This window comes from Oscillospiraceae bacterium, assembly GCA_034925865.1.
Lineage (GTDB): Bacteria > Bacillota > Clostridia > Oscillospirales > SIG627 > SIG704.
The window spans coordinates 32,941-55,247 of sequence record JAYFRN010000002.1; the positions used below are offsets into that span (position 1 = coordinate 32,941).

The following is a 22,307-nucleotide window of genomic DNA, read 5'->3' on the forward strand; positions in this document are numbered from 1 at the left end:
GTTTACTCCAAAGCGTGTATTATTTTTACATGGCCAAACCGCCGTCGACACGAATAACCTCTCCTGTTATATAGCCGGCTTCGTCCGAAGCCAGAAATGCCGCAAGCGCCGCCACATCCGCCGGCTCACCTCTGCGACGTGCGGGAATGCTCTCCTCAAATCCGGATTCCGGAAGTGATGCGGTCATATCCGTATTGATGAAGCCGGGCGCTATTGCGTTGACACATATGCTGCGTCCCGCAAGTTCCTTTGCGACCGATTTTGTAAGACCTATAAGTCCGGCTTTTGATGCACTGTAATTTGCCTGTCCCGCATTACCGCAAAGTCCGACAACTGATGTAATATTTATGATCCTGCCGCTTTTTTGACGTAAAAACAAAGGATAAACCTGTTTGATCATATTAAAGCTTCCCTTTAAATTTACATTCATCACCGCATCGAAATCCTCGGGTTTCATCGCAAGAAGCAGCTTGTCACGCGTTATCCCCGCGTTGTTTACCAGAATATCAATATGTCCAAAATCCGCGCAAACCTGCTTTACGAGCACAGCGCAGTCATCATAATCAGACACGTCGCATTTGTATACTTTCGCTCCCGCACCCGGAGCAAGCATCGAAAGAATTTCTGCAAGCGTTTTCTCGGCGGCATCCTGTCTCCCCTGATATATAATCGCAACCGAACAACCTTCCACGGCAAATTTTTCACATATGGCGCGTCCTATACCGCGGGAACCTCCGGTCACTATCGCAACTTTATTCTTCAGCATCCGTATGTCCAACCTCCCCGGAAACATCCGATATGTCTTCATAATTCTGTATGGAATAAGCTGCCACGCCGGGCAGGATCTTTTCAACAAACTTTTTAAGCGTGGCGCCTGCGCCCACTTCAATGAATACATCAGCGCCTTCGGCGCTCATATTCTGAATTATTTTCTGCCATTTGACAGGATGATTTATCTGTGAGAAAAGCAATCCGGATGCGATATCTGACACATATGGCTGAGCGGAATAATTTGAATAAACAGGAATTTCCGGCTCGCGCAGTATAAAGTCCTTCAGGAATTCTGCGAATGACACGGCCGCCTTATCCATAAACGGAGAATGAAATCCGCCGCTTACCGCAAGGGTAAGCACTTTGCCGCCCGCCGCCGAGACAGAATGAACGAATTCTTTTTCTATGTTTTCCGCAACGGCGCATACAAGCTGACCTGGGCAATTATAATTCACCGGATACGCCTGTGCGAAACCATGGCAAATTTCTTCTACCTTTTCATCCGGAAGCTTCATAACAGCGATCATTTTCGCGGGATTGCTCGCGGCGCATTCGGCCATAAGCTCCGCGCGGCGGCAAACCAGACGAAATCCGTCTTCATATGTAAAAGCACCCGCATAGGCAAGCGCGGGAAGCTCTCCAAGAGAAAAGCCGGCGGCAAAATCGGCATGGATTCCCTTCTCTCCGAGCGCAATAGCCCCCGCGAGTGCCGCAAGATATAGGCATGGCTGAGTGTTTCGAGTATCGCGGAGCGCCGCCGCATCTGAACCGAAGGCAATTTCCATCGTTCCGGGGCGAAGCATTTCGGCCGCTTCATAAAGCGAACGCACAGATTTGCTTGAATCGTAAAAGAGCTTTCCCATTCCCGGAAACTGCGAACCCTGTCCTGAGAATATAAATGCGCACCGACGTTTCATTTCCAGTCAACTCCGTTCATTAGACCTTCGGCCTGTGTGAATATTTCGGAAATTATCTCCGCTGCTGTCTGTTCGCGATTGATCATTCCGGAAATCTGACCGGCAAGGAAGCATCCCTGATCTCGATCTCCCTCGACAGCCGCTTTCCTGAGCGCGCCCACGCCGAGAGCAGCAACGTCTTCGGCAGTCGTTTCTGGCAGATATTCCGTTTTGAGAAAATCACGGCTGAATTTATTTTTCAGACAGCGGCATGTATTGCCGCCGAAGCGCCTTCCCGTAGTGACTGTAGATATGTCACTCGCGTGCATAACCATATCCTTATAATTCTGATGCACTCCGCATTCTTTTGCCACTAAAAAGCGTGTTCCGAGCTGGACGCCTTCCGCGCCAAGCGCAAAGCTCGCCGCTATACCGCGTCCGTCGGCAATTCCTCCGGCAGCCAGAACCGGAAGCTTTACCGCGTCACATACCTGCGGAACAAGCGTCATTGTCGTAAGCTCTCCAATATGTCCGCCCGATTCCTGACCCTCGGCGACAACCGCGTCCGCACCGCTCCGCTCCGCAGACTTTGCCATAGCGACCGAAGCAATTACAGGGACCACCTTTATCCCGCGGCTTTTCCAAAGCTCCATATATTTTGCGGGGCTTCCGGCGCCGGTTGTTATGATTGCGACACGCTCGTCGGCGGCGATCTGTGCCACCTCATCGACATAAGGGCTCATTAGCATTATATTGACTCCGAAGGGCTTATCAGTCAAACTGCGCGCAAGCGCGATTTGTTGACGAAGATACTCCGCATTGGCGTTCATAGCCGATATAATTCCAAGCCCGCCGCCGTTTGATACGGCCGCGGCAAGACGGGCATCGGCGATCCATGCCATTCCGCCCTGAAATATTGGATACTTTATTTTTGCGAGTTCGCAAATCCTGTTTTTATTCATATTAATGACCATGACACATTCATCAAGACAGATGAATGAATCTATCCTGTTCGAAAAATTTTACGGTTTCACAGCAAGCCGGTGGCTTATTGCAAATTCAGGTGTCGGGTACGCAAAGCAAAAATCATCTCGAAGGTTATATTTATTCAGTCTTATTCTTTGCTGCCGATGCTTTCTCTACTTTTTCGGCGAATTCTCCTACAGTTTTCTGCATTCCGTCAAGCTCAATCGAAATTGAAAATTCATCTTCAAGCCTCATTACCATTTCAGCAACATCAAGCGAATCAATTTCAAGATCCGAAAAAAGCGTTTCCCTCGTTATTTCACTAGGGTCCCTATCTGTTTTTTCAGCTATAATTTCAACTATTTTCTCAAAAATCATTTTCTTTTAATCCTTTTCGTAATATAATTTATTTATGAATACTGCCGCACGGGCAGATGTCACCATTTAATCAGGCATGCTGCGCTTGTCATCCCGCTGCCGAACGCGGACATAATAATAAGATCGCCGCGTTTCAGCATTCCGTTTCTGTTCATTTCGTCAAGGGCGATCGGAATTGAGGCGCTCGAGGTGTTTCCGTATTTTTCAATATTCAAATAGAATTTTTCAGAACTCACCTTGAGCCTTACGGCGGCATAATCTATTATCCGTTTGTTTGCCTGATGAGGCACTATATAAGCGATGTCTTCCATAGACAAATTGTTTTCTGCCAGAAGATATTCTATATCCGAGCACACGGAATTAACCGCGAATATAAAAGTTTCCTGTCCGTTCATATGTATGAAAGGCTCCGGAGAATCGGCTTTGTAAAACGGCGAATTCTCGCCCGAAAACTGCGGAACACATACAACGTCGCATCCTCCAGTGGTTTTAAAAACAGACGATTTATAGCTGTCGCCCTCTTCAAGCAGAACCGCGCCCGCTCCGTCTCCGAAAATAACACAGGTTGAGCGGTCACGCCAATCCACCATGCGGCTCATGCGCTCCGCACCGACAATCAAAAGCTTTTTGACCTTGCCCCGTGCAAAAAAGCCCGCCGCCGTTTCGAGCAGATAAATAAAACCCGAACAGGCTGCACTGACATCGTAAGCCATACAGCTCAGACCGAGGCGCTGGGCAAGAATACATGCAATCGACGGAGAAGCATATTCCGAGCTGATGCAGGCGCATATTATTCCGTCAAGCTCAGCAGGCTTAACGCTGCCGTTTTCCAAAGCGTTAATTGCCGCTCCGTATGCCAGATCGGCAGCGCTTTGGGTTGTGCATATATGGCGCTCATGTACACCGACTCTCTTTTTTATCCATTCATCCGAGGTATCAATATATTGTGTAAGCTCATCATTTGTTACAATTCTTTCGGGAATAAATTTCCCGGTCGCTATAATTTTAAAATTCATAATGCACCGTTTCATTTGTATTTGTCAGTTAGTATTCAAAAACGGCATATTGGTTACAAGAAACCATGAAATAAAATTAAAAATATTTTTGTAACCTTTTATCAAATACCGACACTAAACAGAATAAGAATGATTTATTTAAATATAAGGAAGGAGAAGCGGTGGATAATAACTTAGAAAAAAATTTCGAACAGTTTTATATAGATTTTTATCCGAGAATTTATGCCTTCCTTTGCCGGCTTTCGGGAAACAGCGATCTCTCGGAGGATTTGACTCAGGAGACCTTTTATCAGGCATATATTTCGTTCCACAAGTTCAAAGGTGACAGCGATATATTCACATGGCTGGCGGCGATAGCAAAATACACATATTTTAAATATCTTAAGAAGAACCGTATGGATCTGAACACGGTCTGCCTTGATTCAATCGCCGATGTATACTGCTCCGGAGACAGTGAATCCCCCGAAGAAATTTTTCAACGTCAGCAGGTAATAACGGGAGTAAAAAGAATAATATCTAAAATTCCCGAAAAATACCGCAATGTAGTTATTCTGCGGATATATGCCGAAATCCCCTTTTCTCAAATAGCAAGTGTACTCGGAATAACAGAAAATTCAGCAAAGGTGATATATTTCAGGGCAAAAAAAATGCTCATGGAGGAATTAAATGATGAATATAACATGTGATACCATTATCGATCTCGTCAGCCTGTATAAAGACGGCACGGCGAGCAAAAGCACAATGGAACTGGTCAACGATCACCTGCGTGAGTGTCCTGAATGCCGGTATTATTACCGTCATTACAGAATCAGACCGGAAACGCCCGAACAGAAAGCGCCGTTTGTTTCAGAGCTGAACCCAAACGAAGCCGATTTAAAATATTTCGGTCTTTCGCAAATGATAAACAGGAAAAGACGCAACGACCATATCGCTACGTCTTTTGGTTCAATTGCGCTTATTGTGTTGACCGCGGCAGTATGTCTGACCATTTCAAAGAAAATAAACGACAGACTTTAAAGGATTCCGCTTTTTATCTCCTTGAAACCCTGAAAATCATTGCTTTTTATTAACTCGGCGATTAAATAGTTACCGCTGAAAGAGTGAAAAGGCTCTGGTATATGATCTTTTCTCATTGTAAAACAAGGATTATTTAATTGCCGAGTTAATAACACAATGTACTGTGCTGAGATTTTTTATAAACTGATCAATTATTATGAACACTTTTTGCGGATTGCTAATACACTGTAATGGTGGTGATTATATGGCAATCCGTGTTTTTATTGATCAGGGGCACAACCCGGGAAATATAAATCCAGGGGCCGAAGGGAACGGTCTTACCGAACAGGAAGTTACATATAAAGTAGGAATATATCTGGCGGATATTTTAAGAAAAGATCCGCGTTTTGAAGTGCGTGTTTCACGCAAAACTCCGAGCGCAGTCGTCGGCACCTCGACCGCAAGCAGCCTGACGCAGAGAGTATATATGGCAAACAGCTGGCCTGCTAACTATTTTATTAGCATCCACTGTAATGCGTTCAGCAATCCCTCAGCAAACGGAACAGAAGCATTGGTTTACGCGCAATATACTCAAGGATATTGGCTTGGTGAACATATCCTTAAATCAATTGTCTCAAGAATGGGAACACAGAACAGAGGCGTGAGAATCCGTCCCGATATCTATGTCCTCAGAAAAACAAAAATGCCGGCAGTCCTGATTGAGCTCGCCTTTATCACCAATGAAAGCGACGCCGCCCTGCTGCGCGACAATCCTTATGGTTTCGCATATGCAATTTATGAGGGAATGCTCGGCTATTTCGACTTTCAACCCATTTGATAAAAGCGAATTATATTAAAGTACATATCCATTATTAATGCGGCATCTAAATAATATTGTTTTATTAGAGAGAAAAGCCCATATGCCAGAGCTTTTTCTCTCTTTCAGCGGTAATTATTTAATTTCCGAGTTAATTATCTGCTTTTTACGAGCCCTCTGCACAGAAAAAGTTGCAGAGGCTTTTTTTTGAAAAGCGTGTCTTATAATCATATAAAATCTATGGACATTTTTATTGTCAAATGCATGAAATTTGCATATTATATAAGGAAATGGCGTGATAAAACTTTTATACACTGCTTAAACATGATATTTATACATATAGCAAAATCGATGAATTTATTCCTTTCGCCTTGCACTAAGGATTATTACCCTTGCATTATAAACCAATCATTGAAACACAGTATCACAATTTACATAATATATAACAATAAAACAAACAATGAAACGGAGAAAGCCTTATGTCACAAGGATATCTTATATTAAAACTCAGAACCGCCTTCAATCAGTTAGCGGTTAATAAATGTAAAATAAAAATCGATACCTCCAACGGGACGACTGTTTACGAAAAAACCACCGGATTGGAAGTCGGCGGCATGACTCAGCCGATACCTCTTGAGGCTCCGGATTTGAATGAAAGCCTTAATCCCCATTTTTCTGGAACACCATATTCGGTATATACTGCCGCAGTAAGTGCGGACGGATATTATAGAAGTATAATAAACAACATTCAGATATTCGGAGATAATACGGCAATTCTGCCGGTAGATATGATCCCGCTTCCCGTAACCGTTCCGTCTCCCGATGCCGCTCCTCCGCTCAACTATCTGATTCCTCCTCATCACCTTACATACACGCAAAATGAAACAATTAAAAAAATTCCCGACAGTAAAGCGAATCTAAATCCTGTGCAGGAACGGAAAGCGGATAAAATTATGTCCGATGATATCGTAAAACCTGCAATACAAATTCTGGAGGGAGTTTATATACCAGAAAAAATTGTCGTGCATCTCGGAGCTCCGTCCTCTAACGCTGAAAATTATACGGTCAGCTTTACGGATTATATAAAAAACGTGGCGTCAAGCGAAATATATCCGACCTGGCCGAAAAGCTCGCTTCAAGCAAATATTATTGCGCAGATTTCGCTTGCTCTGAACAGGATTTACACCGAGTGGTACAGAAGCAGAGGGTATAACTTTGACATCACTTCATCAACCGCCTATGATCAATATTTTGTAAAAGGAAGAAATGTATTTGATTCGATCTCTTCAGAGGTTGATGAAGTATTCAATGTATATATAAAAAGACCATTCAGTACAGCGCCTTATTATGCGGAATATTGCAGCGGTACTACCGTGACATGTCCGGGAATGAGCCAATGGGGCACAGTCTCTCTCGCGAATGAGGGATACAGCTTTGATGAAATAATCAAATATTATTATGGCAATGTCGAGCTGGTCGCTTCAAGAAATTTGCGCGCGATTACAAGCTCTTATCCGGGAACTCCGTTATCTATCGGCTCAAAAGGCGATAATGTACGGCTTATCCAGTCTCAATTAAACCGCATCGCGATAAATTATCCGATAATACCATTTACGCCGACAGACGGCGTTTTCGGCGAGATGACAGATAAGGCGGTCAGGGCGTTTCAAAAGCTGTTTCTTACATCAGTCGACGGAATAGTCGGTAAATCGACATGGTACAAAATATCATATGTATATGTTTCCGTTAAAAGGCTTGCTGAACTGTCAAGCGAAGGACAGCGCCCGGCATATACGGAGTATGCATATCCCGGATTTGTTCTTAAATTAAATTCCAAGGGCATTGAGGTACAGCAGATTCAGTTTTATTTAAGCAAAATTAATCTGGTAAATCCGAATGTGCTAACCACCGTGGTCGACGGCTTTTTCGGACGCGGCACGGAAAATTCCGTAAAAAGCTTTCAACGCAATTATAATCTTACCGAAGACGGAATCGTCGGAAAAATAACGTGGCTTTCTATTGTTAATGTATATCTCGGCGCTGTGAAGAATCTTGACGTGCCGAATTCTCCTTTTACCTTAAGACCGTATCCCGGAACACCGCTTCGTGTCGGTTCGACCGGAGACGACGTACGTCACGTTCAGGCAATGATAAATCTGATAAACACAATTTTTGTCCCGATTAAATCGCTTAAAGAAGACGGCGGCTTCGGAGCCCTCACCAAAGCAAGTGTCATGGAATTTCAGAAAATTTATAATTACATAGCTGACGGAATTGTCAGCAGGCAGACATGGAACAGACTTACATCCACATACAACGAGGTTGCGTCAAAATGTATCTTTTCAGACAGGACATGCGTAGGCACCAAGTCATACGCGGGAACGCCTTTAAAACGCGGCTCTGCGGGAAATGAAGTAAGATATATACAGGCGCGACTGAAACTCATATATCAATATCTGCCGATAATAGGAGAAGTCGAGATTGACAGCATATTCGGCGCCCAGACAGAAAAGACGGTAATGTCCATTCAAAGGCTGTTCGGGCTGGTTCCCGACGGGATTGTGGGACAGACAACCTTCAATCTGATCAATTATATATATTGCGCAAGTGATTATGGGTGCCTTTCAAAGCCATCCGCAAGCGGCATATCCGTCATATCCGAAGCGGATTTGCCCGTTTCAACAGATCCGGACGAGGAACCTGAAACAAGTGCCGAGTGGGAAGATATACAAGAGAGTAATCAATAATAAGTTATAAGTTATAAGTTAATAATAAAAACAAAGACATATTCACGGTCTCTTTTTACCTTTAAAAAGCAAGAGATGCGAATATGTCTTTGCGTATAATTTTAAATCGTAGCGTTTAACGAACACGAAAACCCGAGTGCGTTCGGTTTTCATATATGTTGAATTATTTCTTAGATTTAATCCGGAGGATTTATATCCGAACGAGCTATTCCGGTGATCGTGCTTTTATTGCTTGTAGTCAGCAAGTTTATCATCTGCGAAGCTAATTTCTCTGATTCACCGTTGCTTTCTTTGCCGTTATCAGAGGAACGAAGCTGCGTCCGAAATGCCTCCAGAGGCTCAACCGCAAGTATTCCGAATTTCGCAATTTCAGCCCATTTTTCCTGTGACGAAAGAGAAGCATTTGACATTACCTGAGGAACTTCGTTGACAGCATTTATTTTCAGTTGTTTCCAACTGGATAAAAATGATTTGCTGTCCTGCCAGTTGTATGCTTTAAAGCTTTTCAAATCAACTTTCGCGATATCCTCCATCGCGATTGCCAATATATAACCTTTCAAACCTGTATAAGCATTTTCATCAGCAAGGCACTTCTCAATCGCATTCATTGCGTCCAGACCCATCGCAACCAGCCTATTATATTCGCTGTTGTTTGCAATATAGTCATAAGGGTTTGAGCTTAATCCAAGAGGCAAACTGTTTGTGCAGTTTTTGCCATCAAGTTTCTTAACTTCATCAATCTGTTTTTCAACTTCTGTTAATGTCGATTTTATTATGTCATAAGCGCCGGCACTTGTAGTATTAGCAAATACTCCGATAATTAAGAATGACATCACTAATATGCATATAGCTAAAATTGAAATTCTTTTAATTTTTCCGGTAAGCATGATGCTTGTTTACTCCCTTTCGATTTTTGATATAATTTATAAAAAGGCAGCTGAATTGCACTGCATAAAACAATCTGATAATATTTTTATTATATAACATACATTGCTATATGTCAATACGATTTTGACATATCTATAATTATCTTCATAATCCTCTCCGCGCTTTGAACCGGCGAAAGCTCGGTTATATCGATTGTCGGACAATCAAGACCACCAAAAATATTACGGGTGTTTCTCAGTGCTCTTTCTATGCGTTCATCATCTCTGTTATCAGCCTTCAATCGGCGGATGTTTTCCGCTTCATCACAGACAAGCAGAATCGTATAAAGACGAAAATCTACCTTTTTTTTGAGTTCATTCAATAAATCGTTAAAAAGCTGTTTTCTGTGCCCATGAAAACCATATGGGAATATCACATTATCGATAATTGAACAGCCAAAATAATTGAGCATCAGATCTAATATATTCTTTTTATTTACGAAAACAGTCTCGTCATTAAGCTGTGCCGGATTCATCATTCGGCAATAATCGCTGTCGATATATGCGGAATTCGGCAGAAGACGAAGCAACTGTGCGCTTATTGTAGATTTTCCGATGCCGTTTGCTCCAAGAATTAAAATAAGATTTTTCATTTTCTTTATCACTTTACATATATCAAAACAACTCGTCAAGAAGAATATAATACTTTATTTTCTCTTCATCCGGCTTTATGCCGAGCTCGTTAAACAACAGCTCTTTATATTTTATGAAATCATTGTTGTTATACCCGTATAAACAGAGGTTGTGTTCAAAAGAACGCACACACAGCGCGATATCCTGCCATATGTCCGCAACCCCGGCGTTTCCGAGATCGAGAAAGCCCACGGCTTTGTCACCGGACACGAATACATTCGGTAAACAGTAATCGCCATGTGAAAGCGAAAGCGCAAAGTCTTGTTTGGGACGTTTGGCACAAAGAAAATCATAAAGTGCCTGTATATCAGAAAAGCCGTCTTCACTTAAGGTATCGTCATTCAGGTCATCCAAATCGACAAGGTCATTTTCAATATTGTATTTTGCCGCTTTCAGCTTTTCATCAAGCCCGTTTTTAACCGGGCAGGACGAAACATCAACTTTCCAAAGCATTTTCAATCCGTCAGCCAATGCTTTTACCATGTGCTCAGGCGACGCCATATTTAAGTCAGAGCAGGCCATTTCACCGCGCAGCCGTGTCATCAGAAGATAATTCTTTGCGTCCGCTTGTTCAAATTCGACAATTCTCGGCACGGGCAGCTTTCCATCGAGCCATTCTAGCATAATCTTTTCATTATTCGCCGACTCACAGGTATTTTCGATTTTCAAAGCCATTTCATCAAATAAAAGCACATCAGAGCCCGATTCTCCGATTGAATCTTTATTATAAGTAAGTCCGCGCACCTTGCGGAATATGTTTTCGGGAAGTTGGTTTATGTCAAACATTTTTAACCTTCATATTAAATACAAGTTTCCTCAAACTCTTTAATATCTTTTATACTTTTTAGCACAATGACCTTATCACCGTATGTCATAATGCGGGCTTTTATCTTCGTATCGTATTCCCTCGCCCATTTGAACATACATTTAAGCATTTTCCATGTAGGCTTATAACCGCATTTTTCAAGCCCAAAATTTTGCAATAAATGCCGCATTATTATTCTGTGCCGACGAACAGGAATCGGTATATCAAGTAATATGATTTTATCGACCTCCCGCCTTCCCTTTTCGAAGCATTCGCGTCCGGTATCCTCGATAATATATGACGGTTTGGCAAGAATTCCGGCAAAAATCAAATCCCGTTCTTCAGGTGTACGCCTGCGGTTTCCTGTGGGGTTGGTATCGTCCTTTTCATGAACAACTTCATCGAGACTGTAAAACGGAATTCCTGTCCTCTGTGAGATACTGCGCGCGAGCGTTGTCTTTCCGCTTGCGACGGAGCCGGTTATGTATAGTTTCACTATACAACCCTCACCATTTCTTCCGTCATATCTATAAGTGACTCATTCATAAATCCGTCAAGCTCGGCCTCTGTCAAATACTTATATTCACGATTGAGATTACCGGCCGGGGCAAGATAAAAGCTGCGTATTCTGTTCAGCTGCCAGTCAAAAGCAGTAGACGGGAAAAAATTAAAATAAATATTTGCAAAGCTCTTCATTCCCGAAAATATAGAAAAAGCGCGCATTTGGGGATTTTTCTTCAAATACAACTTGTCGAGGTCATACCAATCTGTTTTTATTGCGCATATAAAGCTGCTTTTATCGGTAAAGCTGTCCTTAAATTGCTTTTCTGCAGGACGAGCGATTTTACAAACCCATTCCGCATCGGTAAGCAGATGCAGATAATATCCCAGATAAAAAGAAAAGCTTTCTTTATCACTTTTATCCTCTAAATAGTTTTCTCTGAAAGCGGCATAATCACGGTTGCTTGTATGCCCGAAATGTGAAATATCCTTGTCCGGCGTATACGTAAGGTTATCGTCATTCGGGATTCCGCAATCCGGCGCGATATTTCCGAATATAAAGCAGGGTAAATCAAGCTTGTCTTTGCCTATGATGTCGATAAATTTATCCGCAACGCGAAAATGCGTCATCCAGGTAGCCATGTTTCTTCTCCAATTTTATGAATTTAGCGTCATTTTATTTTCAATTTCCCAAATATAAAAAGCTGTGTGATATTTCCCGAACAAAACTCGTTCTTCCACAAGTGTAAAACCATTACGTTCATAAACCGCCCTTAGTTTTGGAATAAGAGCATGTGTGTCAAGGCGAAGAGCCGGTATCCTCCGCTTTATACATTCATTTTTTGCAAAATCTATCAATGCTGAAGAAACTCCTTGCCCCGCCGCTACACGTTTTACTGCTAGCTTGTGAATAAATAATGATTGACCTTTTTTGACATCAGGCCAAAAATTTTGATCGTAATCGATAAGTGCCATACACCCAACCGACGCACCATCCATAAATGCAATATAAAAATCCGATGGCGTAAAATCTCTCGATAGTCGTGCCCAAGAAATTTGTTCTTTACTCCATAAAGGCTTTCCGATACCGTCAAGCCAAATAAAGGCATCCATTAGAATATTTTCAATAATAGGAATGCTCTTTTCTTCTGTCGCTTGCTCAACATTAATCATTTTTCCCTTTCAAATATTCCATACTTTGTTAATATGGAAATCCGCTTATTAATCTCTTTATATAATTTTCCGACTGCTTAATTCCATTTATGGTCTTCGTTTCAAGCACCACACGGCAATTATATTTTTTTGCGATATCGACATATTTTAACAAATCCAATTCCCCCTCGCCAAGCGGGAGATGGTCACCGCGCGTCCTTTCGTAATCGTGTAAATGCATATGACACAAACGGTTTATGTTACGCTCAATTACAGGTTGTTGTTGAAAATTGTTTCCTGCATTATGCCCAATATCAAATGTTAGACCAAATACAGGGCTTTTAAGTAAGAGTGAAATACCCTCCTCAACGTAGTCAAGCTGAAAAGAACGCGTATTCTCAATACATATTTTAATGTCTGCGCTACCAATAGCCGCCGTGCAAGTATCCCGAAATGCGATCAGTTTCTGACGGTACTCATGCGGGTATTCCTTAAATAGATACGCTTTTCTTTCAGGCAAGGTAAAATGTTCACCTTGATGAAAGTGCATATTCAAAACCGGAATGCTTATCTGTTTTGCAATTCTAATCGTCTGTAATACGGTTTCAATATACGCCGCTGCAATGCGCTTATTAAAATCCCACGGAGAAGCGGTATCTTCAAGATGGATGGTATAATAAATGCCGAATCGTCCCGCAATGTCCAAAAGTTGTGTCGGGTCGAGCATATCTGCTTGATACTCAGGCAAATCCATATTCAGCTCGATAAACGCAAGCCCCAATTCATGACAGAGCGCAGCGCAGTCCTCAAGCGATTTTATTTCAAGTAGTGTTGGCATTCCGAAATCCATGCTGTAAATTCTCTCCTTCATCTCAATTAAAACAACTACATTTTATATTCTTATACACTAATGATAAATATTAATTATTTATTCTCGGGTTATCAATCCCGAATTCTTCACACAACCGATCCCATCTCTCGCCTCGAAAATTACAGGATGTAACATTATGTAGTCCATGGGAAAAAACATCCGCATCCTTCAGCACCTCGTCGAATGGTTTATCAACAGTATTCTTATCGCTGTGCCTTTTTATCGCGTCACAAATTATCCTGGTTTCCTCCAGAGTGGTAATATTTAATTCTGTCAATATTTCCAATGCCGCGATAGAGCCTTTTTCGGCATGATTTGCACCGGTGACATCAAAAATTCTGTATGGCTCGATATCACAGCTTCTGCAATATGCTATATCATGCAAAATTCCCGCCATCGTCGCAAGCTCGGTATTTTCACCTCTCCGAAGTGCTATCAGAGCGGCAGCCTGTGCAACACCGTATAAATGATTATTCATTGCGCGGCGGGAGTCTTTATTTGTCATTCGGTCAAGTATCTTTTCAATTTCATCAAAAAGCAACTCAATTCTGTTCATTTTGTATTCTCCAGTCTGCATTTCAATTCATATAAAGCTGTTTTATTTGAGTCCCATTTGAGTTTTTCATAAGCTTCATCGTATGTCATCCAGGCACATTCCGTATGTTCATGCGATAAAACTATTTCCTCGTTGCATTCAAACGCGAAGCTATATTCCGGTAAAATATATGTATCGGATGGCCACAGCCTGCGGTGACGCTCCGCAAAGCAATTTGCGGGGACGTATGTCATAAAGGTGAGCTTTATTATATCATTAACTGTTGCTCCCGCTTCTTCGAAAATTTCGCGTTTTGCCGCCTCAACCGGTGTTTCCGCATCCTCGCCGCCTCCGGCGATAAACTGCCACTGGTCAATGTCCGAACGGTGCATAACGCAAAACGCAAAGGTATCGTTGACTATTCTATACGGTATTGCAAGAATCTGAAATGGTGCTCTCATTTTATTTCTCCAATTCGTATTTTTCGGTAATCATCTGATATTTCCCTCTGAAAAGAAAGCTTTTTCCGTTCTTGTTTTCCCCGATAATTTCAAGTCCCAGATGCTTCAGTATTGCTTGGGATTTAATATTTTTCTTGTTTGCATACGCTTCTACATACAAAATATCATGAGTAATCATTTTTATAAGCCACTTATAAAGCTGACCGAATATTCCACTTCCATGGTATTCTTTCTTAATCTGTATTTCTTCCATCATGAATACATTTGAATTCACATAGTACTGAAAATATCCGATAATAACATCTCTATTATAAATCAAAACAATCTGCCGCTGCGTTTTCTCAAGCGCGGGTAAAATACAAGATGTCCATTCGGTTCGATCCTGCTCATAACTGTTTCCTGTCGGTGCAATTTCGTTCATGTTGGAATATAAAATATCGTAAAGTATTGGTAAAACCATCTCTGATTTTAATTTATCTAAAAAGTAAAACGAAATTTGCATTTTATTATTTATTATACGACAGGATGCGTGCATCCCGCTTTACCTTTCTTATAGTTATTTTCTCATTTTCTCCGACAGCTCCGAAAAGCAGCTCACCATTCGGGTCATGAGCTTTATGACGGCGCGCCGTTGAAACGGGATCATTATTCGCATAGCAATATATGCACCCATTCATGCAGGTGTTGTACGCGCCTATGTCGATGCTCTCACAACAGCCGCAGCCTTCACGTTGATTCCTGTCGGGAAATAATGTGTCAAGTGCTATTTTCTCAGGTTTCGCCCTTTCTGAAAGAATTCTCTCAATCAACTCTCTGTCGATACAAGAAGCTTTTTGTATTCCAAACGGCGTCAGGTCGTTTTTCTCACAGCAGGCGACAGCGCGGATGCCGTATTCTTTTGCAGTTTTACCGATAAACGCTGATAACTCAGTGATTTTATCCTCTGTTATCGGTAGGATCAGTTTTGTTCTCAGCTTTGGATACATATCCACAAAGCTGATTGTAACAGTGTTGGTATATGGCGAGAGTTTCTCACACATACGCAAAAAATGAAGCTTATGATATGCGATATCAAGCGAAGCATTGATAATTATCGGGTCATACCGCCATTTGACGCGTTCTTTGCCGATATGCTTTGATAGCTCGATAAAGGCTTCTTCGATTTTGGTTTTATTCCTGAGGTTCGGCTCGATTGTCCTGTCATACGGCGTGAGCGTGAATTGGAAATAATAATTATATCCCATCCGGTCGAGCTCCGGAAGACAGCTTATAATATTTCCCGAGTCCTTTGTCCAGAATACGATACAATCCACGACATCGGGCGTTATGGCAATGCGTGAGAGCTGCGCGTGATTCATGGGATTGCGGGTCAGAACGTATCCCGCCCTTATGCGGTTCATGAACCATTCGGAGTAATAGCACGGAATATCCGTGCGGCGCGAGGCGGAGAGGATCATAAAATACACCCTATTTTTGATAATTCATTTATAAGATTTTCATAATCACGTTTTATATGATCGAAATAAATTGTCATTATGCCCATTTGCTTCGGTATAATGAGGTTTTTCTCCTGGTTATCAATGAAAACGCACTCATTTGGTAAAAGATTTAAGCTTTCAATCGTTTGAATGAATATTTCTTCACAGTTTTTTCCTGATCCAATATTAGCTGAAACGGTAATAACATCAAAAACTTTGCTCCAGTTTAAGTGTTTTACAATACAGTTTATGCGATCGGCTTTATTGTCTGTTATCATTCCGATTTTATAGCCTTTAATTTTCAAGGTTTCGGCAAGAAAAAGCATTTGTTTATCAATCGGCGTATTTATAAAAGAGTCATTAAGAATATCCATACTGATATTATAATTCAGATTATCACATAGCTTCTGCCATATATCAACGTGTGTAATTTTACCATATAAAAGGTCATTGTTATACTTGTAATATTCACTTTTAAAAGCTTCTAAACTAATACCAGTATACATTGATATATAATTGCAAATTGATGTTGAGCCTGTTGCGTCTGTTGTCAATACGCCGTCAAAATCGAAAAGTATTGCTTTAATCATTTCAGTTCTCTCATAATAAATAAATGTAATTGCATTATTTGAATTATTATTCTATGAAATAGCGTTTAATGTCCATGAGTAGCGAGGCGGAGAGGATCACTATATTCCAAGCTCCTTTGCTGCTTCATTCCAATAAGCTTCCGGTAATATTGTACCACCACTGTAATTATCTGCTTTGGCTTTATCCCATGCAAGACTAACGCATTGCATAGGGGCGTCTCGCTTTTCTATAAGCAATTTTATTATAGTGCGAGACCAAACCGGTGCCTTATTGGAAAGCCCGCTTTCCTCAAATTCAGAAATCAGCCTTTCGATATCAATTTCAATAGAAAGCATTTTATATGACCATTTACCATCCATAAGCTCCAAAACTGTAAATCGTGCATCGCTGTTCATGTCCTGAGGTAATCCGAAGCTGGGACAAAACAACACGGTTTTATCGTGATTGCGGTATAACCCAATTCGATGAGTATGACCGCACAGAAGAATATCTCCTTTTATTTCGCCTATATATTTGTCAAGCAGCTCCGGTTTATCTTTTATCCATTCTGTAGTACTTGCAGGCGAAGAATGACATGCGGTAATAACAGGGGAACCGTTAATTTCTATATCTCGGCATAACGGCATATCCGCAAAAAAGCGTAAATCATCTTTTGTAAGGTTTTCGTATGTATACAATAACGAGCCAACGCTTGATGAATAACACCATCCGTCATTGGGATTTTTTTGATGATTCAATAAATAATCTTCACGGTTGCCACGTATAAACCAACATTGATAATTTTCAATGCACAAATATAGCAACTTCATTGTTTTCTGTGGATATGGACAATCGGTAACATAGTCGCCAAGAAAAATAATTCCATCAGGATTTATTTCATCTATCATTTTTATAGCTGACTCCAACGCAATATGATTTGAATGTATGTCAGCTATTACAATTAATTTCATGAATCTACTCACTTTCATATGTCTGTAGCCATCCGAACAACATATCAATAAATACATCGGAGATGTAGAACAATTAATATATTATCCGTGCGGCACGAGACGGAGAGGATCATATGATTTTTCCGATATCATTTATATTTTTAATTATTCCCGGCGCATTCTCATATTCATTGAGGACTTTTTCTAACCAAATGACATCATGCCAATTGCCCTTCTTATATCCAACGTTGTGAAAAACACCGACTTCACTAAAGCCCATTATTTTATGGAGAGCGATGCTGTTTTCATTGGGCAAAGCAATTGCCGCATATGCGGTATAAAAGCCCTGCCTTTTCAATATATCGAAAAGGCAGTTATAAAGCTTACGCCCGATGCCGAGGCGGTGATATTCCGGCATAATATAAATTGACAAATCGACGCTGTATTTATATGCGGCTCTTTCGCGATGTTTTGAAGCATAAGCATAACCGACAATCTTACCATAGCATTCGCAGACAAGATATGGATATTGCTTCATTATATTTTCAGTTCTGATTCGAAAATCTTCAGCAGACGGAACATCAATTTCAAAAGTAATATCAGTGTCGGTAATATACGGCTCGTATATTTTCAAGATTTCATCAGAGTCAGTTATCCGAGCCATGCGAATTTTATATTCCATTTGTTTTACTCGCTTTCATAAGTCTGCAGCTGTCCGCTGAGCATATCAAAAAATCCGAAACGCTTGTAAAACGGTTTCAGTTTTTCTTCAAAAATAATCGAAATCATAAAAATCCTGTGCTTTTTCAGATATCCGATAGTGCGGTTCATCAGCTCTGTTCCGATTCCTTTCCCCTGATAATCCGGATGAACCATCAAATCCTGTATGTACGCGTCGGTTACGCCGTTTGAAACAGTATCAATATAACCAATCAATTTTTCGCCGTCGTATACCGTGATATGATAATACGAAGTCATCAGGGGATTTTTATAATCATCCTCCATGCGGTCCCAGCCGACGGACTGACGCAGGTCGGCGATCGCTTTTGCGGAGGTAGGTTTGTTTTCAATATATTCCATTTTTTCTGCTCCAATCATTTTATACCATATGACAACTTCGCTTTGTGTGACATAGCGATAATATTATAATCTGTCACCAAACTTAATTCCGGTATTGTATTTTTCGTTGTTTAACTTTTCTTTAAGCGGAATCACCGATTCAAGATTTATATCATAGGTATTCGCGATTGCTAACGCATAATAAATTACATCCCAAAGTTCTTCTTCTATTTTTTCTTTGATCTGCTCTTCAGAATGCGGGCGAAGATTTTTTCGAATTGCGCGCGCAAGCTCACCGACTTCTTCCGAAAGCTTAAGAAAATACTGCTCCTTTTTTTCCGGGTTGCAGTCCTTTGATTTTATATATTCTTGAAGATATTCAATCGTAATACACATATTATCACTTACCTTCCAAGCTTAATTTTTCCGGAAATAATATTATTGACTACCTCGACTAAAAAAGAATGTTCGCGCTCAAGTATTCGTGCCGCAAGGCTTTCAGGCGTATCATTAGGTAGAACATCAACTCTTGTTTGAGATACAATATCACCGCTGTCATATTCCTCATTTACTCTATGGACTGTCACGCCTGATACTTTTTCGCCAGCTTCAACAACAGCTCTATGAACATTCATTCCGTACATTCCCTTACCTCCATATTTAGGAAGAAGTGCAGGATGAATATTGAAAATTCTGTTATCATATTTTTGAAGAATCGGTATTCCTATTTTCTTTAAATACCCCGCAAGAAATATCATATCTGTATTATGTAAGACCAATATGTCAAGTAATTGCATATCCAAGTCTGAACAATTCGGGTGCTTTGTCGCATTGATACAATAACAATCAATTTCCTCATTTCTCGCTCTTTGAAGAGCGTAAGCGTCTGAATTATTACTTATAACCGCACATACATGTCCATTTATTTTTTTGTTCTTGCAACCGTCAATTATTGCCTGTAAATCCGAACCTCCATGAGAGGCAAAAACAGCTATATTCATAACTACTCACTCGCTTTCATAAGTCTGCAGCTGTCCGCTGAGCATATCAAAAAATTCGAAACGCTTGTAAAACGGTTTTTGTTTAGTAATCATAATACTTCTTCAATTATTATCGAAAAACTATTTAATATATCAATTGTATTTCCGATTTTGTATACTTCAATAGGTTCAATATTTAATATATAATGATCATCATTTTCTAATGTAATATCATTTCCGTTTTCACCTAAAAGTACGATTCTCCATTCAAATTCATTGGCATAACATTTATCTTTTAAGAAAAATCTATCAACATTCGTGTGAATATGTGGACGTAGCCATTCTTTTTTTTGACCAGTTTTAATAAAGATATCTGGCACATTATAATTATCTATCAACATTAACCATTATTCCTCTTTACTTTCAGATACTTCTTCAATTCCCTGCGGCTTTTTATCTGTAAAAACGCTTTATCCGGATACCTCTCATGAAGCGCAATAACCTTATTTCTCCCTGTTTTAGGGTAGTTCCATATCCATTTGGCGAATTCCCGGAAATCCTTGCTGAAAATTTTTGGCTCAGTTAATTCCTGTGGCAAATCAGAGCGCTTTTTCCCGGTTCTCCTTGCCGCCGACCAAACGCAGATAACCGGGTTTATATCGAGAAATATAACTAAATCCGCCGCGACAAACCGCATTTCCAGCGTTCCGCCGTAATTTCCGTCGATAATCCATTTTTCACCGCTGATCAGCTGTTTTTGCTTTTCAACCCATTCGTCGCGCGGCGTTTCCACCCATCCCGGACGCCAGAATTCATTGTCAAGATGAATGACAGGCAGACCGGTAACGCCGCCAAGCTGTTTCGCAAAGGTGGACTTTCCGCTTCCGCCGCTGCCGATTAAAATTATCTTCGTGTAATCGTTAATGTTTATCATCGGTTTGAAACTTTCTTTATAAACTTAGCTAACATATTTCCACCTATATTTGAAATTTATTCGCTTGCGTAGAATAGAATTTGCAATAATCGCCACCATTCGACATTAGTTCTTGATGAGTTCCGCTCTCACATACACACCCATGAGACATAAAATAAATTCGATCTACATATTTTACCGTGACTAAACGATGAGAGATCATTATTATTGTTTTATCTTTAAATATTTCAAATATCGTGCGGATAATTTCATCTTCGCTTACGGGATCAAGCGCACTCGTCGATTCATCGAGAATAATACAGTCGTAATTTCCGGCATAAATTCTTGCGAGTGCAAGCTTTTGCATCTCACCACCGGAAAAATAAGTACCTGTCTCATCAAATTCACGCGTGATAAAAGTGTTTATCCCATTACTCAACGCTATAATTTTATCATATAATCCTACTTTTTTTAACGCAGTATTTACAAGATTAATATCATCATTACTTAAAACAGGTCGCATGAGGACATTTTCTGCAAGCGAAAAATTGTAGATTTTAAAATCCTGACTTAAAAATGCAATACGTGAACGAAGTGATTTGGTTTTATATTCGGAAATATTCCTGTCATTAACTATAATTTTACCGCCATCTATATCATATAAGTGAATCAGTAATTTAACAAGTGTTGTTTTTCCCGCTCCATTATAGCCGACTATTGCTATTTTATCGCCGTGGTTAATATTCATAATTATATTATTAATTGTATTTATTTCTTTTTCTGTATAAGAAAAAGAAACATCCTCAACGCGAATATTAATTGGTGCTGAAGGATTAATATTCTCACCGCTGTCACATTCTATTTTTTCTTTATAATTATAAATTTTTCGAAGATTATTAATGTAAAGACTGTGCGAATAAAATGAGCCAGAACTAATCATAAATGATGTTAGATTTCCCGCAATCGACAAGGTTGAAGCGGATAATACTGTCGCTTCCGGAATTGAAATCTGACCGTTTGCTAAAAGAATGGCTATATAAATCCAAGGTATCATATATCTGAATATTGTGCCGGGGATTTGTTGACATTGATCAAGCAGTAATATTTTCCATGAGTATTTTAATATAATCGCTTTTACAGCGTACGTAGCTTTTTTGTACCGATAAACGAGAAGATCAATAAAGTTAGGATATATTTTAAGATCTGAAGTGAATTCCGGTTGATAAGTAACACGATTTATATATCCTCGTTTACGATCGTCAGGTGTAGTATCGATATTTTGTTTATAATATAATTTTTGTTTTATTATGCTAAGTCCAAAGTCAAATACAGCAGCAATTACACCAAAAAAAGCAAAGCTGTTGTTGATTGTTGCTGTAACTGCAAAAACTATTTGAAAATTTAAAAATGCTGTCAGAAAAGATGCTACACTGTTGAGCACAGAAACTGCGCGAACGTCTATTTCATTCAGTCCTAATGTGTAAAGGTCAAAAAATTCGCTGTTTTGAAAGTCAATTTGATTTATTCTACCGGTTTTTTTATAACATCCTCTCGAATTCTTGATCCGAGGTTTATCTGTTTCTGCGGCACCCATACAATGCCTGAAAAAGAAAAAAAGAAGTTAAAAATAATGTAAAACGAAAAAATAGCTATTATTTTGATTATAATTGATTTTAATCCTATTTCGTTCTGGACACTATCAAGAATCCACCGGGTAATATTGACATTTACATATGTAGCTAAAACTGACAATGGAATTCTTATAAGTTGATCAACTATAAGACTCGGGGCATATTTTATTACGCGCCCAAGCATCCAAATATTATTTTTAATTATATGCAATAATGATTGTTTATCAGCTCTTTTACCCTGCATAATAAATTGTT

The 22,307-nt window shown here is 40.2% G+C and carries 29 protein-coding genes; 4 read left to right on the forward strand and 25 right to left on the reverse strand.

Annotation, left to right across the window (positions count from 1 at the left end):
• Positions 1 to 25: 25 nt before the first annotated feature.
• The 5 genes from fabG to VB118_00820 form a co-directional block, all read right to left on the reverse strand.
• Positions 26 to 766, reverse strand: coding sequence for a 3-oxoacyl-[acyl-carrier-protein] reductase (gene fabG, locus VB118_00800; GenBank protein ID MEA4831138.1), 741 nt, complete (start codon positions 764 to 766; stop codon positions 26 to 28).
• Positions 753 to 1,688 carry an ACP S-malonyltransferase gene (locus tag VB118_00805; GenBank protein MEA4831139.1) on the reverse strand — a complete coding sequence of 312 codons (936 nt, stop codon included), beginning with the start codon at positions 1,686 to 1,688 and terminating at the stop codon, positions 753 to 755. The genes fabG and VB118_00805 overlap by 14 nt, the downstream gene beginning before the upstream one ends.
• A complete protein-coding gene (locus tag VB118_00810) occupies positions 1,685 to 2,629 on the reverse strand; it encodes a nitronate monooxygenase (protein MEA4831140.1) in 945 nt (314 codons plus the stop codon). Before VB118_00810 ends, VB118_00805 begins: the two co-directional genes overlap by 4 nt.
• Before the next feature lie 142 nt (positions 2,630 to 2,771).
• Entirely contained in the window at positions 2,772 to 3,011 is a 240-nt protein-coding gene (locus VB118_00815) for a phosphopantetheine-binding protein (GenBank protein ID MEA4831141.1), read from the reverse strand.
• Positions 3,012 to 3,070: 59 nt separating this feature from the next.
• Entirely contained in the window at positions 3,071 to 4,027 is a 957-nt protein-coding gene (locus VB118_00820; protein ID MEA4831142.1) for a beta-ketoacyl-ACP synthase III, read from the reverse strand.
• 161 nt (positions 4,028 to 4,188) lie between these two features.
• Here VB118_00820 and VB118_00825 point away from each other — a divergent pair, with 161 nt between their 5' ends.
• From VB118_00825 to VB118_00840, 4 genes are all read left to right on the forward strand, one after another.
• On the forward strand, positions 4,189 to 4,713 hold the full coding sequence (locus VB118_00825) for a sigma-70 family RNA polymerase sigma factor (GenBank protein MEA4831143.1): 525 nt from the start codon (positions 4,189 to 4,191) through the stop codon (positions 4,711 to 4,713).
• Complete coding sequence (locus VB118_00830; protein MEA4831144.1) at positions 4,694 to 5,044, forward strand: zf-HC2 domain-containing protein; 351 nt, start codon at positions 4,694 to 4,696, stop codon at positions 5,042 to 5,044. Before VB118_00825 ends, VB118_00830 begins: the two co-directional genes overlap by 20 nt.
• Positions 5,045 to 5,288: 244 nt before the next feature.
• Entirely contained in the window at positions 5,289 to 5,861 is a 573-nt protein-coding gene (locus VB118_00835; protein MEA4831145.1) for an N-acetylmuramoyl-L-alanine amidase, read from the forward strand.
• A 458-nt stretch (positions 5,862 to 6,319) separates the two neighbouring features.
• Positions 6,320 to 8,587 carry a peptidoglycan-binding protein gene (locus VB118_00840; GenBank protein MEA4831146.1) on the forward strand — a complete coding sequence of 756 codons (2,268 nt, stop codon included), beginning with the start codon at positions 6,320 to 6,322 and terminating at the stop codon, positions 8,585 to 8,587.
• A 176-nt stretch (positions 8,588 to 8,763) separates the two neighbouring features.
• Here VB118_00840 and VB118_00845 read toward each other — a convergent pair whose 3' ends face one another.
• From VB118_00845 to VB118_00940, 20 genes are all read right to left on the reverse strand, one after another.
• Positions 8,764 to 9,474, reverse strand: coding sequence for a hypothetical protein (locus VB118_00845; GenBank protein ID MEA4831147.1), 711 nt, complete (start codon positions 9,472 to 9,474; stop codon positions 8,764 to 8,766).
• Positions 9,475 to 9,587: 113 nt separating this feature from the next.
• Positions 9,588 to 10,106 (reverse strand): AAA family ATPase, encoded by a 519-nt coding sequence (locus VB118_00850; GenBank protein MEA4831148.1) that lies wholly within the window; start codon positions 10,104 to 10,106, stop codon positions 9,588 to 9,590.
• A gap of 22 nt (positions 10,107 to 10,128) precedes the next feature.
• A complete protein-coding gene (locus VB118_00855) occupies positions 10,129 to 10,932 on the reverse strand; it encodes an APH(3') family aminoglycoside O-phosphotransferase (GenBank protein MEA4831149.1) in 804 nt (267 codons plus the stop codon).
• A 14-nt stretch (positions 10,933 to 10,946) separates the two neighbouring features.
• Entirely contained in the window at positions 10,947 to 11,447 is a 501-nt protein-coding gene (locus VB118_00860; protein MEA4831150.1) for a hypothetical protein, read from the reverse strand.
• Entirely contained in the window at positions 11,447 to 12,094 is a 648-nt protein-coding gene (locus VB118_00865) for a zinc dependent phospholipase C family protein (protein MEA4831151.1), read from the reverse strand. The genes VB118_00860 and VB118_00865 overlap by 1 nt, the downstream gene beginning before the upstream one ends.
• 15 nt (positions 12,095 to 12,109) lie before the next feature.
• Positions 12,110 to 12,625 (reverse strand): GNAT family N-acetyltransferase, encoded by a 516-nt coding sequence (locus tag VB118_00870; GenBank protein MEA4831152.1) that lies wholly within the window; start codon positions 12,623 to 12,625, stop codon positions 12,110 to 12,112.
• Between the two features lie 28 nt (positions 12,626 to 12,653).
• Positions 12,654 to 13,454, reverse strand: a complete 801-nt coding sequence (locus VB118_00875; protein ID MEA4831153.1) for a sugar phosphate isomerase/epimerase — start codon at positions 13,452 to 13,454, stop codon at positions 12,654 to 12,656.
• A 70-nt stretch (positions 13,455 to 13,524) separates the two neighbouring features.
• Positions 13,525 to 14,031 (reverse strand): HD domain-containing protein, encoded by a 507-nt coding sequence (locus VB118_00880; protein MEA4831154.1) that lies wholly within the window; start codon positions 14,029 to 14,031, stop codon positions 13,525 to 13,527.
• Positions 14,028 to 14,471 (reverse strand): NUDIX pyrophosphatase, encoded by a 444-nt coding sequence (locus VB118_00885; protein MEA4831155.1) that lies wholly within the window; start codon positions 14,469 to 14,471, stop codon positions 14,028 to 14,030. The genes VB118_00880 and VB118_00885 overlap by 4 nt, the downstream gene beginning before the upstream one ends.
• A gap of 1 nt (position 14,472) precedes the next feature.
• The gene (locus tag VB118_00890) at positions 14,473 to 15,006 is read right to left on the reverse strand and encodes a hypothetical protein (protein ID MEA4831156.1); all 534 of its coding nucleotides are present in this window, start codon (positions 15,004 to 15,006) and stop codon (positions 14,473 to 14,475) included.
• Complete coding sequence (locus tag VB118_00895; GenBank protein ID MEA4831157.1) at positions 14,978 to 15,928, reverse strand: DUF1848 domain-containing protein; 951 nt, start codon at positions 15,926 to 15,928, stop codon at positions 14,978 to 14,980. Before VB118_00895 ends, VB118_00890 begins: the two co-directional genes overlap by 29 nt.
• A complete protein-coding gene (locus tag VB118_00900) occupies positions 15,925 to 16,539 on the reverse strand; it encodes an HAD hydrolase-like protein (protein MEA4831158.1) in 615 nt (204 codons plus the stop codon). Before VB118_00900 ends, VB118_00895 begins: the two co-directional genes overlap by 4 nt.
• Before the next feature lie 99 nt (positions 16,540 to 16,638).
• Entirely contained in the window at positions 16,639 to 17,490 is an 852-nt protein-coding gene (locus VB118_00905) for a metallophosphoesterase (protein ID MEA4831159.1), read from the reverse strand.
• A 109-nt stretch (positions 17,491 to 17,599) separates the two neighbouring features.
• A complete protein-coding gene (locus VB118_00910) occupies positions 17,600 to 18,151 on the reverse strand; it encodes an N-acetyltransferase family protein (GenBank protein MEA4831160.1) in 552 nt (183 codons plus the stop codon).
• A 5-nt stretch (positions 18,152 to 18,156) separates the two neighbouring features.
• Positions 18,157 to 18,549, reverse strand: coding sequence for a GNAT family N-acetyltransferase (locus tag VB118_00915; protein MEA4831161.1), 393 nt, complete (start codon positions 18,547 to 18,549; stop codon positions 18,157 to 18,159).
• A 63-nt stretch (positions 18,550 to 18,612) separates the two neighbouring features.
• The gene (locus VB118_00920; protein MEA4831162.1) at positions 18,613 to 18,924 is read right to left on the reverse strand and encodes a MazG nucleotide pyrophosphohydrolase domain-containing protein; all 312 of its coding nucleotides are present in this window, start codon (positions 18,922 to 18,924) and stop codon (positions 18,613 to 18,615) included.
• Positions 18,925 to 18,932: 8 nt separating this feature from the next.
• Positions 18,933 to 19,529 carry a phosphoribosylglycinamide formyltransferase gene (purN, locus tag VB118_00925; GenBank protein ID MEA4831163.1) on the reverse strand — a complete coding sequence of 199 codons (597 nt, stop codon included), beginning with the start codon at positions 19,527 to 19,529 and terminating at the stop codon, positions 18,933 to 18,935.
• 89 nt (positions 19,530 to 19,618) lie between these two features.
• Positions 19,619 to 19,909 (reverse strand): hypothetical protein, encoded by a 291-nt coding sequence (locus VB118_00930; protein MEA4831164.1) that lies wholly within the window; start codon positions 19,907 to 19,909, stop codon positions 19,619 to 19,621.
• Positions 19,909 to 20,442 (reverse strand): topology modulation protein, encoded by a 534-nt coding sequence (locus VB118_00935; GenBank protein ID MEA4831165.1) that lies wholly within the window; start codon positions 20,440 to 20,442, stop codon positions 19,909 to 19,911. Before VB118_00935 ends, VB118_00930 begins: the two co-directional genes overlap by 1 nt.
• Before the next feature lie 43 nt (positions 20,443 to 20,485).
• Positions 20,486 to 22,015 carry an ABC transporter ATP-binding protein gene (locus tag VB118_00940; GenBank protein ID MEA4831166.1) on the reverse strand — a complete coding sequence of 510 codons (1,530 nt, stop codon included), beginning with the start codon at positions 22,013 to 22,015 and terminating at the stop codon, positions 20,486 to 20,488.
• Positions 22,016 to 22,307: the final 292 nt, after the last annotated feature.